The sequence below is a fragment of the Stenotrophomonas acidaminiphila genome (assembly GCF_014109845.1).
In the GTDB taxonomy this organism is placed as follows: domain Bacteria; phylum Pseudomonadota; class Gammaproteobacteria; order Xanthomonadales; family Xanthomonadaceae; genus Stenotrophomonas; species Stenotrophomonas acidaminiphila.
This window is the reverse complement of the sequence record NZ_CP043567.1, coordinates 705,994-717,500: the sequence shown is the minus strand read 5'-3', so window position 1 is coordinate 717,500 and position 11,507 is coordinate 705,994. Positions and strand designations below refer to the sequence as shown.

At 71.6% G+C, this 11,507-nt stretch carries 12 protein-coding genes; 7 read left to right on the top strand and 5 right to left on the bottom strand.

What is annotated here, in order from left to right; genetic code table 11:
- Nucleotides 1-12 precede the first annotated feature (12 nt).
- The 3 genes from F0P95_RS03375 to F0P95_RS03365 all read left to right on the top strand — a co-directional run bounded on the left by F0P95_RS03375 (nucleotide 13) and on the right by F0P95_RS03365 (nucleotide 2,164).
- A complete protein-coding gene (locus F0P95_RS03375) occupies nucleotides 13-492 on the top strand; it encodes a MotA/TolQ/ExbB proton channel family protein (RefSeq protein WP_056932205.1) in 480 nt (159 codons plus the stop codon).
- Between the two features lie 3 nt (nucleotides 493-495).
- A complete protein-coding gene (locus F0P95_RS03370; protein ID WP_182335696.1) occupies nucleotides 496-855 on the top strand; it encodes a DUF2149 domain-containing protein in 360 nt (119 codons plus the stop codon).
- 79 nt (nucleotides 856-934) lie between these two features.
- Nucleotides 935-2,164 carry an alginate export family protein gene (locus F0P95_RS03365; protein WP_182335695.1) on the top strand — a complete coding sequence of 410 codons (1,230 nt, stop codon included), beginning with the start codon at nucleotides 935-937 and terminating at the stop codon, nucleotides 2,162-2,164.
- Nucleotides 2,165-2,188: 24 nt separating this feature from the next.
- Here F0P95_RS03365 and F0P95_RS03360 read toward each other — a convergent pair whose 3' ends face one another.
- The 5 genes from F0P95_RS03360 to F0P95_RS03340 all read right to left on the bottom strand — a co-directional run bounded on the left by F0P95_RS03360 (nucleotide 2,189) and on the right by F0P95_RS03340 (nucleotide 6,933).
- On the bottom strand, nucleotides 2,189-3,223 hold the full coding sequence (locus F0P95_RS03360; RefSeq protein WP_054668473.1) for a patatin-like phospholipase family protein: 1,035 nt from the start codon (nucleotides 3,221-3,223) through the stop codon (nucleotides 2,189-2,191).
- 115 nt (nucleotides 3,224-3,338) lie between these two features.
- Complete coding sequence (locus tag F0P95_RS03355; protein WP_182335694.1) at nucleotides 3,339-3,935, bottom strand: hypothetical protein; 597 nt, start codon at nucleotides 3,933-3,935, stop codon at nucleotides 3,339-3,341.
- Nucleotides 3,936-4,069: 134 nt separating this feature from the next.
- Nucleotides 4,070-5,083, bottom strand: a complete 1,014-nt coding sequence (locus F0P95_RS03350) for a TIGR00266 family protein (RefSeq protein WP_182335693.1) — start codon at nucleotides 5,081-5,083, stop codon at nucleotides 4,070-4,072.
- A 124-nt stretch (nucleotides 5,084-5,207) separates the two neighbouring features.
- Nucleotides 5,208-6,050, bottom strand: coding sequence for an acid phosphatase (locus F0P95_RS03345; protein WP_182335692.1), 843 nt, complete (start codon nucleotides 6,048-6,050; stop codon nucleotides 5,208-5,210).
- A 58-nt stretch (nucleotides 6,051-6,108) separates the two neighbouring features.
- Nucleotides 6,109-6,933 carry an ABC transporter ATP-binding protein gene (locus tag F0P95_RS03340; protein ID WP_182335691.1) on the bottom strand — a complete coding sequence of 275 codons (825 nt, stop codon included), beginning with the start codon at nucleotides 6,931-6,933 and terminating at the stop codon, nucleotides 6,109-6,111.
- Nucleotides 6,934-7,075: 142 nt separating this feature from the next.
- Between F0P95_RS03340 and F0P95_RS03335 the strand changes: the two genes are divergently transcribed.
- The 4 genes from F0P95_RS03335 to F0P95_RS03320 all read left to right on the top strand — a co-directional run bounded on the left by F0P95_RS03335 (nucleotide 7,076) and on the right by F0P95_RS03320 (nucleotide 11,407).
- A complete protein-coding gene (locus F0P95_RS03335; RefSeq protein WP_182335690.1) occupies nucleotides 7,076-8,278 on the top strand; it encodes a DesA family fatty acid desaturase in 1,203 nt (400 codons plus the stop codon).
- Nucleotides 8,275-8,646 carry an EF-hand domain-containing protein gene (locus tag F0P95_RS03330; RefSeq protein WP_182335689.1) on the top strand — a complete coding sequence of 124 codons (372 nt, stop codon included), beginning with the start codon at nucleotides 8,275-8,277 and terminating at the stop codon, nucleotides 8,644-8,646. Before F0P95_RS03335 ends, F0P95_RS03330 begins: the two co-directional genes overlap by 4 nt.
- A 247-nt stretch (nucleotides 8,647-8,893) precedes the next feature.
- Nucleotides 8,894-9,706: a bifunctional DNA-formamidopyrimidine glycosylase/DNA-(apurinic or apyrimidinic site) lyase gene (mutM, locus tag F0P95_RS03325; RefSeq protein ID WP_054668464.1), complete on the top strand. Its 813-nt coding sequence runs from the start codon at nucleotides 8,894-8,896 to the stop codon at nucleotides 9,704-9,706.
- 105 nt (nucleotides 9,707-9,811) lie between these two features.
- The gene (locus tag F0P95_RS03320; protein WP_182335688.1) at nucleotides 9,812-11,407 is read left to right on the top strand and encodes an OpgD/OpgG family glucan biosynthesis protein; all 1,596 of its coding nucleotides are present in this window, start codon (nucleotides 9,812-9,814) and stop codon (nucleotides 11,405-11,407) included.
- The last annotated feature ends 100 nt before the right edge of the window (nucleotides 11,408-11,507 follow it).

Below are 11,507 nucleotides of genomic sequence, written 5' to 3'. Positions count from 1 at the left end.
CGAAGAACCGACATGAACCTGATCGAATCCCTGTTGCACCAGCTTTCCGGCTGGTTTCTCGCGCCGGTGCTGCTGCTGATCCTGGCGCTGTTCCTGTACGCCTGCTACGCGCTGGGCATGTTCGCGGTGGAGGCCGTGCAGCGCCGCGGCGACCGCATGCATGCGATGGAGCGGCACTGGCGCCGCAACGGCGGCGGGCTGGAAGACATGGAACTGTGGACGCTCAAGCGCCTGGAGCCGCTGCGCATCGGCAGCCGCACCGCGCCGATGCTGGGGCTGGTGGCGACCATGATCCCGATGGGGCCGGCGCTGGCCGGGCTGTCGGACGGGCGCATGGATGAGGTCGCGCGCCACGTCGGGGTCGCCTTCGCCGCGGTCATCGTGTCGCTGCTGGCGGCCTCGGCGATCTACACCGTGCTGGTGGTGCGGCGGCGCTGGCTGCTGCAGGACCTGCGCCGGATCGAGCTGGCCATCGCCGGCGCGGAGGGCTGAACCATGCGCCGTCGCTATCTCGACGAGGACGACCAGGACGATCCGGTACTGTCGGTCGTGAACCTGATCGACGTGTTCCTGGTGATCGTGGCGATCCTGTTGATCGCGTTGATCCGCAACCCGCTCAATCCCTTCAGCCACGACAAGGTGGTGATGGTCGCCAACCCCGGGCAGGCCGACATGGAGATCGTGGTCAAGGACGGGCGCACGCTGGACCGCTACAAGGCCAGCGGCAGCATCGGCGAAGGCGAGGGCACCCGCGCCGGCACCGCTTACCGGCTCAAGGACGGCAGCATGATCTACGTGCCCGAAGGCGGTGACGGGAGCGAAGCCGCCGCGTCTGCGGAACAGGGACAGCGCTGACCGCGTGGCTTGACCGGCGTCATGGTGGTCGCGGGGGGCGGCGCGGAGGATGGCGCCATTCCCCCAAGGAGCATCCGCCATGACGATCCGCCTCCTCCATGCCCTGCCGCTGTTGCTGGTCGCCGCCCCGGTGCTGGCCGCCGATGCCGGTGGCGCGCCACTGCTGGACCTGCGCTACCGCTACGAGCACGTCGCGCAGGATGGCTTTGCCCGCGACGCCGACGCCAACAGCGCGCGCCTGCGGCTGGGCTATCGCACCGCGCGCTGGCATGGCTGGTCGGCGCTGGCCGAGGCGGACGGCGTCGCGCACCTGGGCGGGGAGCGGTTCAACGACACCCGCAACGGCCGCACCGGCTACCCGACGGTGGCCGACCCGGACTACGCCGAACTGAACCAGGCGCTGCTGCGTTACGACGGCAGCCGTGCCAACGTGCAGTTCGGCCGCCAGCGCATCAACCTGGGCAACCAGCGTTTCGTCGGCGGCGTGGGCTGGCGCCAGAACGAGCAGACCTATGACGGCGCGATGATGGAACTGGCGCCGGACGCGCGCTGGAAGCTGACCTACGCCTACGTGGCCAACATCAACACGGTGTTCGGCCCCGATGAACCCAAGGCCCCCAGCCTCACCGCGCCGGCCAACATCCACGGTGACAGCCACCTGCTGCAGGCGCGGTTCGCGCCCGGCCCGGCACTGGCGCTCACCGGCTACCACTACCGCCTGGACCTGGAGAACGTGGCGGTGGCGGCGGGCGCGCCGCGCGGCACGCTGTCGGGCAACACCACCGGCCTGCGCCTGCAGGGCAGCCACGGCGCTTTCGGCTACGTGCTGGAACATGCGCGGCAGGTCGATGGCCGCGGCAACCCGTGGTCGCTGGACAGCCGCTACTGGCTGGGCGAGGCCAGCCATGCCGCAGGCGAAGTGAAAAGCACGCTCGGCTACGAAGTGCTCGGCGCCGGCGAGGGCGGGCCCGGCAACCGTGCGTTCCAGACGCCGCTGGCGACCAAGCATGCGTTCCAGGGGTGGGCCGACCAGTTCCTGACCACGCCCGCCGATGGTCTGCGCGATGCGTATGCGGGCGTGGTGGTGCCGCTGGCCGGCGGCAAGGCGCAGGCGTGGTACCACGACTTCCGCAGCGATCGCGGCAGCTACCGCTACGGGCGCGAGTTCAACCTGTCGTGGGAGCGCGCCGTTCCGCAGCTCAAGGGCCTGAGCGTGCTGCTCAAGGCCGCGCGCTACCGCAGCAGCGACGAGCTGCGTACCCGCGATGCCGACAAACTCTGGGTGCAGCTGCAGTACACCCGGTCCTAGCCGCGTCGCGGCGGCAGCGCGGCTTCAGCGTACCGGTGCCGCGCAGCTGCCTTCCTTGCCGCGCAGCTTGTCCAGCCGCGAGCGGCCGTCCAGGCAGCGCTGGTAGGCCTCGGTCGCGGCCGCGCTGGCCCTTGCATCGGCGTTGCGCGCGCTGGCCGCATGCGCCTGCTGCAGGCGGGCGATGCCGGCGCGGATCTGCGGCATCGCCGCCATCGCCGCCTTCTCGCCTTCGAGGATGGCGCGGCCGCGCTGCTCGAAATCGGCCGCGCCGATGTCCAGCACCTGCGGCCGGATCACCACGTCGGCGCGCGCCAGCTCCTGCTCGCCCAGGCGCTGGCCCATGATGGAGATGGACTGGTTCAGCGTGCCCAGCAGGCCGCTCGGGCGCTGGCCGCTGGCCTTGCTGGAAATGTCCACGGCGATGACGAACTCGGCGCCGAGCTGGCGCGCGGCATCCACCGGCACCGGGCTGACCACGCCGCCGTCGACGAAGGTCTTGCCGCCGATGGTGACCGGCTCGAATACCCCCGGCACCGAGCTGGACGCCCGCACCGCCTGGCCGACGTTGCCGCGCACGAACACCGCGCGCTCGCCGGTCTCCAGCTGGGTGGCCACCGCCGCGAACGGCTTCTTCAGCTGCTCGGCAGGCTTGTTGCCGACCTGCGCGTTGACGTAGTCCTGCAGCTTCTGGCCCTGGATCAGGCCGCCGGAGAACAGGCGCACGTCGCGGATGCTGGCCTGGTCCAGCGAGACCGCCTTCTGCTGCATGTCGAAGGCGTTCATGCCGCTGGCGTACAGGGCGCCGACCACGCTGCCGGCACTGGTACCCGATACCACCACCGGCTCGAACCCGTTGGCCTCCAGCATCTTGATCACGCCGATGTGGGCGAAGCCCTTGGCCGCGCCGCCGCCCAGGGCCACGCCGATCTTCACCGGCTTGGCCGCGGTGACCGGCCGGCTCGCGGCCGGCGCCGCGGGCTTCACGTTCTCGCCACCGCATGCGGCCAGCAGGCCGGACAGGGACAGGGACAGCAGCAGGCGGGCGGTGCGCGGCTTCATGATGAACGGGCAGGGGTGTTGAAAAGGGCGCCAGCATAGCGCTTTGCGCCGGGCACGGGCCGCGCCGGCCGCGCGGCCGTTTAGGCGCCACTTCGTTGCCGCCGCGTGGTGGCGGTCAGGCGTCGCCGGTCAGCAGCACCAGGCTGGCCAGCGACATCAGCCAGAACAGGCCGCCCGGCACCAGCCAGAGCCAGTTGGCCACCGTCAGCCGCGCATTCGCCGCGCCCGTGGCGTCGCCGCTGGCCAAGTTGGCCGCGCGCTGCGCGTGGACCATCGCCAGGGTGCCGCCGGCCAGGCTCAGTACGATCAGCCCGAAACCCGGCCCGAATGGCAGCACCGAATCGGGGAGGCGGCTGATGATGCGGCCGGTGATCGCCGAGACCACGAACAACGTGGCCCAGGCGCCGGGTGACCAGGCATGGCGGCTGCCGGATCGTTGCAGCCGCTGGTCGATTTCGCGGTTCAGCCCGTGGGCGAAGAAGATCGAGAAGAGGGCGCGCGGGACCGGCCAGATGTCGAGCTTCCTGTCGAGCTTGTGCAGTTTCCAGTGACGCCAGAACCAGTACAGCGAATACAGCCCCACAGTGGCGAACGAGAGCAGTACCAGCTTGGTGACGGACACCACGTAGAACGGCGGCAGGCGCGGCCGTTCCGTGGGAGCGGCGACCAGCGCCGCCCGTGGTGCCGCGTAGACATCGTCCTGCGCGTCCATGCCACCCATCCATCCCTGCAGGTGATTGCGGCGAGTATGCGAGGGCCCGCGCACGCCGACAAGCGGCGCCGGCCCGCGCGCCGGGCGGTCCTGCAGCGCCGGCCGCGTGCCCGGGCGCTGCGCGCCGCGGTGGCTCAGAAGCGGTTGTCGCCGTCCAGGATGCGTCCCAGCCCGCCCAGCACCGAGCCTTCGCCGCGGCTCTGGCCGCCGCCCTGCGGCGCGGCCGCGTACATGCGTCCGGCCAGGCGCGAGAACGGCAGCGACTGCAGCCACACCTTGCCCGGTCCGGTGAGGGTGGCCAGGAACACGCCCTCGCCACCGAAGAACATGCTCTTGAGCCCGGCCACGCGGCGCACGTCCATGTCCACGCCGGCGTGGTAGGCGACCACGCAGCCGGTATCCACGTCGATGCGCTCGCCGGCCGCCAGTTCGCGTTCGACCACGCAGCCGCCGGCATGCACGAATACCCAGCCGTCGCCTTCCAGCTTCTGCATGATGAATCCCTCGCCGCCGAACAGGCCGGTCATCACCTTGCGCTGGAGATGCACCCCGACCTGCACCCCGCGCGCACCGGCCAGGAAGCTGTCCTTCTGGCAGATCAGCTTGCCGCCATGCTCGTCGAGCTTCATCGGCAGCACGGTGCCGGGGTAGGGCGCGGCGAAGGCGACCCTGGCCTTGCCCTGGCCGCCGTGCGTATAGAGCGTGGCGAACAGGCTTTCGCCGGTGATCACGCGCTTGCCGGCCGACAGCAGCTTGTCCATGAAGCCGGCGCCCTCGCTCTCGTGGCGGCCATCGCCGAACACGGTATCCATCCGCACCGCGGCGTCCTTGTACATCAGCGCGCCGGCCTCGGCGATGGCGCTTTCGCCCGGATCCAGCTCGATCTCCACGAACTGCATCTCGTGGCCGACGATGCGGAAGTCGATGTCATCGGCGCGGTTGCGGCGCCCGCCCACCGGCGGCGGCATCGGCGGCGGCGACGCCTGGCCGCCGAGCTCGGGCAGCGAGCCGGCCGGCTGCCAGCCCTGCAGGCCCTCGCGCCAGGCCAGCGCATCGCGGTGCAGCTGGGCGTGGCGGCGGGCGGCCTCGTCGTCGAGCGGGCCGATACGGTCGGCGTGTCCGGGGGTGTGGAAGTACCACTGGCTCATGGGTGCGCCTGGCGGGAAGAAGGCCACCAGTCTATGACGCGGCGCCGCTGCCGGGCATGACCCGGCGCGGCATCCGCGCAGGTGGCGGCCAGGGTGTGTCGCGTCGCCGGGCGCGGGTGGCCGCTCAGCGCGCGTCGGGCAGGCCGGTCGCCAGCGCCGCGGCTTCGGCGGCGCAGTCGCGTGGCAGCGGCCGCGGGTGCACGCGCGCGGCGGCGAGCTCGCGCCGCGCCGCGCCCAGGTCGGCGACGAACCCGGGGTTGTCGTGCAGGCGCGCGACCGTGGCCGCACCCAGCGTCTGGGCCTGCTGCACGTCGCTGTACCAGTGCACGTTGCACACCAGCCGGCTTTGGCCGTAGTTGCGCCCGCGCTCGAGCAGCGCGGTGGCGCGCTCCGGGGCGATCTCCGACAGGATCAGCGCCCATGCCCAGCCGATGGCGGTGTGGCCGGACGGGTAGGAGCCGCTGCCGCGCAGGTGCGGCTCGTCGTCCGGGGTGCAGGTCGGCTGGCCGTTGACCATGAACGGGCGGGGCCGCCGGTAGTGGTTCTTGGCCGCGCGGGTGGCCGCGCTGGCGTCGATCAGGCTGCGCTGCAGCAGGCGGTACAGGGCCGGAGTGTGTTCGCTGTCCACCGCAACCCCCAGCGCGCAGCTGAACTGCCCGGCGCCGGCGGGAAAGCGCAGGTCGGCGTCGGCGCCCGCCTGCGCGAAGCGCGCGCTGCCGCGCAGTGCGGTGGCCTGGCGGGCGATGGCCTCGTCCAGCGCCGCCCAGGCCGAGCCCGGTGCCGGTGGTGGCGGGCTCAATGCCTGGCTGTCGGGAATCGCCGCGCCCTGCAGGTAGCCGGTCGGTGCCGGCTCGGCGGGCGCGCCGTGGCCGCGGGCAACGGGGGCGGGCGTGCTGGCGCAGGCCGCGAGCGCGGCGGCCAGGACGGAGGCCGCGCCCAGGCGCAGCGGAAACGGGGAACGGGACATCGTGCAGGCGTGGATCGGCGGAACGGGCCGGCATCATCGCACCGATGCCCCGGCCCACCTAGATGGCGCGGACCCACGCGCTGAGCCGGCCGTCTTCCTCCCGCACCTCGATCGGGCCACCGAACACTTCGGACAGCGGGCCGGCGCGCAGCAGCTCGCCCCGCCTGCCGTCGGCGAAGATGCGGCCGCCCTTCATCAGCACCACCCGCTGGATCTCCGGGATCACTTCCTCGATGTGGTGGGTGACCAGCACCAGGGTGATGCCCTGCCCGGCGAGGTGGCGCATGGTGTCGATCAGGTGCTGGCGCGATACCAGGTCCAGGCCGGTGGATGGTTCGTCGAGCAGCAGTGCGCGCGGCTGGTTCACCAGTGCGCGGGCGATCAGCACGCGGCGGGTCTCGCCGGCGGACAGTTCGGCGTAGCTGCGGCCGAGCAGCGGCAGGGCGCGTGCCAGCCCCAGCGCGTGGCGCGCGCGGGCGCGCATGTCGTCGCTGACGTCGCGGTGCGCCGGCACCACGTAACTGGCGAAAAAGCCGGAGATCACCGCCTCTTCCACACCCAGCCCCGGCATTTCGGCCAGGCTGCCGGACAGGTCGCCGCTGACGATGCCCAGCTGCGAGCGCAGCCGGTCCACCTGCCAGCGGGTCTGGCCCAGCACCTTGACCGGCACATGGCCATCGGCGCGCGCCAGCGGGTACAGCTCGCGGGTGATCAGTTTGATGAAGGAGGATTTGCCGCAGCCGTTGGGGCCGAGGATGGCGGTGTGCTGGCCCTGCTCGATGCGCAGGTCCAGTTCGTGCAGGACCCGGACCTGGCCGCGGATGACGCAGGCGTGGTCCAGTTCGATCAGGGGAGCCGCGGCGGCGGCAGGGGCGGTGGGCATCGTTCAGGCGGGAGCGGGGCAAGGGGCGCGCAGCTGAAGGATTGGACCAAAGTCGGGCGCCGGGTGGATGAAGTTTGCCGCTGCAGGCCCCATCATGTGTATCCACAGTTTCATATGCCACCGAACGGCCTGGAGTTCCGCGATGTCCGACACCCTCCTCGACTTCCTCACCGGCGGCGTCGCCGGCCTGGGCTGGTGGGGCATGCTGGCGGTGCTGCTGGTGTTCACCCAGCTCACCATCTTCGCGGTCACCCTGTACCTGCACCGCAGCCAGGCCCACCGCGGCGTGGATTTCCACCCGCTGATCGCGCATTTCTTCCGCTTCTGGACCTGGCTGACCACCTCGATGATCACCCGCGAGTGGGTGGCGATCCATCGCAAGCACCACGCCAAGGTGGAAACCGACGAGGACCCGCACAGCCCGGTGACCAAGGGCATCGGCCGCGTGTTCTGGCGCGGCGTCGAGCTGTACCGCGAAGCCCGCGCCCAGCGCGCGGACATCGAGCAGTACGGCCGCGGCGCGCCCGAGGACTGGATCGAGCGCCACCTCTACACCCCGCACGCCAACCTCGGCCCGGTGGTGCTGTTCGCGCTGGACTTCGCGCTGTTCGGCCTGCCCGGCATCGCCCTGTGGGCGATCCAGATGGCGTGGATCCCGTTCTGGGCCGCCGGCGTGGTCAACGGCCTGGGGCACTGGTGGGGTTACCGCAACTTCGAATCGGCCGATACCTCGACCAACCTGACCCCGTGGGCGTTCTGGATCGGCGGCGAGGAGCTGCACAACAACCACCACGCCTTCCCCAGCTCGGCGCGTTTCTCGATGCGCCGCTGGGAGTTCGACATCGGCTGGCAGGCGATCCGCCTGCTGCAGGCGCTGGGCCTGGCCAAGGTGCTGCGCGTGGCGCCGACCATGGACATCCGCCCGAACATCGCCGTGCCCGACACCGACACGCTCAAGGCGCTGCTCTCGCACCGTTTCCAGGCCATGACCGACTACCAGCGCAACGTGTTCGCCCCGGCCCTGCGCGAAGAGGCCGCCATCGCCGGCGCCAAGCTGCGCAAGATGCTGCCGCGGCGCATGCGCAAGGGCCTGGTCAACGATGGCCGCTGGCTCAAGCCGGCCTGCCGCGAACAGCTGCAGCAGTGGGTGAGCCAGCGCCCGCGCATCCAGCTGCTGGTGGAACACCGCGCGCGGCTTTCGGCGCTGCTCGAGGCACGTACCCACGACGCCGCCGAGCGCCTGCGCCACCTGCAGCAGTGGTGCCACGAGGCCGAGGCCAGCGGCGTGGCCGCCCTGCAGGCGTACGCGGCGCGACTGAAGGGTTACTCGCTCAGCGCGGCATGAGCGCCCGCGCCGCCGCACCGGTCACGGGACGCCGCTTCGCGCGGCGCCTGCCGGTGCTGCTGGCGGCGCTGCTGCCATGGACCGCGACGGCGCAGGTGCAGGACGCCGGCGACTACCTGCGGCGCATGGACCTGGACGGCGACGGCCGGGTCGCGCCGGACGAATACCAGCGGTGGATGCGCTACGCCTTCGAGCGCATGGACCGCGACGGCAACGGTGTGCTGGAGCCGGCGGAACAACCCGGCGGCCGCGGCCGGCCGATCACCCGCGAACAGCACGGGCAGGTGATCCTCGAACGCTTCCGCAGGCAGGATGCCAACGGCGACGGCTACCTGGACGCGCGCGAGCTGATGGCGCCACCGCGTTGACGCGCTGCCGGCGTACGACCGCAATGGCGCACCCGAACCATCTGGGACATCGGCGATGAAGCCCTTGTCCGTACCATTGCCGGCCACCACGTCGTTGCGATTGCCGGGAGCCGCGCTGTCGCTGGCGCCGGGCAACCAGCCCATGTGGCGCTTTTCCAGTTGCGCGTGGGCCGCTTCGGCTGCATGCGCGCGCGGCCAGGCCCGCCCGGACCCGCGTTCCGGGGGGCGCGAATAACAGGATCGAGCGATGCCGGAACTGCCCGAAGTAGAAACCACCCGCCGCGGCCTGGAGCCGCACCTGCAGGGGCGTCGCATCCACGGCGTGATCCTGCGCCGGCCGGACCTGCGCTGGCCGATTCCGCCGGACATCGAGCGGGCGCTGCCCGGCCAGCGCATCGCCGCGATCCGCCGCCGCGCCAAGTACCTGCTGCTCGATACCGATGCCGGCAGCGCGCTGCTGCACCTGGGCATGTCCGGCAGCCTGCGCGTGCTGCCCGGCGACACCCCGGTGCGTGCCCACGACCACGTCGACATCAGCCTCGAGGATGGGCGCCTGCTGCGCTTCAACGACCCGCGCCGGTTCGGTTGCCTGCTGTGGCAGCCGCCGGGCGAAACCCACGAACTGCTGCGCGGGCTCGGCCCCGAGCCGCTGGACGCGGCGTTCGACGGCGACTACCTGTTCGCGCGCAGCCGCGGCCGCAGCGCACCGGTCAAGAGCTTCCTGATGGACCAGCGCATCGTCGTCGGCGTCGGCAACATCTACGCCGCCGAAAGCCTGTTCATGGCCGGGATCAACCCGCTGCGCGAGGCCGGCAAGGTGTCGCGCGAGCGCTACCAGCGCCTGGCCACGGCGGTGAAGGACATCCTCGGCTACGCCATCACCCGCGGCGGCACCACCCTGCGCGATTTCATCAGTCCCGACGGCGCCCCCGGCTACTTCGAGCAGGAGCTGTCGGTATACGGCCGCGAGGGCCAGGCCTGCGTGCGCTGCGGGCGCCCGCTGCGGCATGCCAGCATCGGCCAGCGCGCCAGCGTGTGGTGCGGCCACTGCCAGCGCTGAGCGGCCGCGGCGGGCCGGCGCGCGGCCGGGTCGGCCTTCACCCGCGGCTTACCTTCGTTCACCCGCCGCTGCCTATCATCCGCCCACCCCTTACCGGACGACCGCATGGATCGACGCGACTTCCTCCAGCGCGCCTCGCTGGCCCTGGCCGCCTTCGGACTGCCGGCGCTGCCGGCCTGTGCCGCCGCCGAACGGCAGTTGGGCCTGCGTCGCATCGGCCAGCCGCAGCCGTTCGACTTCGCCGCGCTCAAGGGCCAGGCGCGCGCGCTGTCGCAGGCGCCGTACCGCAGCCACAAGCGCACCCTGCCGCCGGAAGTGGAGGCGCTGGACTGGGACCAGTACCAGTCCATCCGCTACCGCCAGGACCACGCGCTGTGGGCCGACCAGCCCGGCAGGTTCCAGGCCAGGTTCTTCCACCTGGGCCTGTATTTCCATTCGCCGGTGCGCATGTTCGACGTGGTCGACGGCAAGGCGCAGGAGCTGGCCTACGACGGCGCCGCGTTCGATTACGGCAACAGCGGCATCCACGGCGGGCGGCTGCCGGCGGACCTGGGCTTCGCCGGCTTCCGCCTCAACACCCGCAGCGATACCGAACGCGACTTCGCCGCGTTCCTTGGCGCCAGCTACTTCCGCGCGGTGGGCAAGGAAGGCCAGTACGGCCAGTCCGCGCGCGGGCTGGCGATCGACACCGGCACCGGCAGGCCCGAGGAGTTCCCGGACTTCATCGCCTACTACCTGGAGCAGCCGGCGCGCGACTCGGACACGGTGGTCGTCCATGGGCTGCTGGATTCGCCGAGCGTGACCGGTGCCTATCGCTTCGCCATCACCAACGGCGACGTGCTGCTGATGGATATCGACAGCGCGCTGTACCCGCGCCGGGAGATCGAGCGGCTGGGCATCGCCCCTTGCACCAGCATGTACCAGGTGGGCGAGAACGACCGCCGCATGGGCTGGGACTGGCGCCCGGAGATCCACGACACCGACGGCCTGTCGATGTGGAGCGGTGCCGGCGAGTGGATCTGGCGCCCGCTGTGCAACCCGGCGCAGTTGCGCTTCAACATGTTCGTGGATGACAACCCGCGTGGCTTCGGCCTGCTGCAGCGCGACCGCGACTTCGACCATTACCAGGACGACGGCGTGTTCTACGAGAAGCGCCCGTGCCTGTGGGTCGAGCCGAAGGGGCAATGGGGCGAGGGCTCGGTGCAGCTGGTGGAGATTCCCACCGTCGACGAGACCTTCGACAACATCGTCGCGTTCTGGAACCCGAAGCAGAAGCCGCAGCCGGGGCAGGAACTGCTGGTCGGCTACCGGCTGTACTGGGGCGCGCAACCCCCGGCACGGCCGCCGCTGGCGCACTGCGTGGCCAGCCGCACCGGGCTGGGCGGGGTGATCGGCAAGAAGCGCGAGTACTTCTCCTGGCGCTTCGCGGTGGACTTCGAAGGCGGCGAACTGGCCGGCCTGATCGACAAGGCCGAGGTCGAGGCGGTGGTGGAAGCCAGCAGCGGGCGGGTGGAGGTGGTGTCGGCGCGCCCGTTGCGCGAGATCAACGGCTACCGCGCCATGTTCGACCTGGTGCCGCCCGACGGCGGCACCGGGCAGATCGACATCCGCCTGTACCTGCGCAGCGGCGGCAAGGCGCTCACCGAGACCTGGCTGTACCAGTACAGCCCGCCGCCGGCGGACCAGCGCACGCTGTACTGACGCGCCGCGTCCCGGCGTGTCCGGCAGCGCGCGGCCGGGGGCTGCGGCGCAACGGCCGGGCCGTCGGCCGGCGCCGTGCACGCGCGCTGACCGGTGCATC

Excerpts from the sequence above, each read along its gene's own strand:
- F0P95_RS03375 (WP_056932205.1), top strand. The coding sequence starts at position 13 with ATGAACCTGATCGAATCCCTGTTGCACCAGCTTTCCGGCTGGTTTCTC.
- F0P95_RS03370 (WP_182335696.1), top strand. The coding sequence starts at position 496 with ATGCGCCGTCGCTATCTCGACGAGGACGACCAGGACGATCCGGTACTG.
- F0P95_RS03365 (WP_182335695.1), top strand. The coding sequence starts at position 935 with ATGACGATCCGCCTCCTCCATGCCCTGCCGCTGTTGCTGGTCGCCGCC.
- F0P95_RS03360 (WP_054668473.1), bottom strand. The coding sequence starts at position 3,223 with ATGAAGCCGCGCACCGCCCGCCTGCTGCTGTCCCTGTCCCTGTCCGGC.
- F0P95_RS03355 (WP_182335694.1), bottom strand. The coding sequence starts at position 3,935 with ATGGACGCGCAGGACGATGTCTACGCGGCACCACGGGCGGCGCTGGTC.
- F0P95_RS03350 (WP_182335693.1), bottom strand. The coding sequence starts at position 5,083 with ATGAGCCAGTGGTACTTCCACACCCCCGGACACGCCGACCGTATCGGC.
- F0P95_RS03345 (WP_182335692.1), bottom strand. The coding sequence starts at position 6,050 with ATGTCCCGTTCCCCGTTTCCGCTGCGCCTGGGCGCGGCCTCCGTCCTG.
- F0P95_RS03340 (WP_182335691.1), bottom strand. The coding sequence starts at position 6,933 with ATGCCCACCGCCCCTGCCGCCGCCGCGGCTCCCCTGATCGAACTGGAC.
- F0P95_RS03335 (WP_182335690.1), top strand. The coding sequence starts at position 7,076 with ATGTCCGACACCCTCCTCGACTTCCTCACCGGCGGCGTCGCCGGCCTG.
- F0P95_RS03330 (WP_182335689.1), top strand. The coding sequence starts at position 8,275 with ATGAGCGCCCGCGCCGCCGCACCGGTCACGGGACGCCGCTTCGCGCGG.
- mutM (WP_054668464.1), top strand. The coding sequence starts at position 8,894 with ATGCCGGAACTGCCCGAAGTAGAAACCACCCGCCGCGGCCTGGAGCCG.
- F0P95_RS03320 (WP_182335688.1), top strand. The coding sequence starts at position 9,812 with ATGGATCGACGCGACTTCCTCCAGCGCGCCTCGCTGGCCCTGGCCGCC.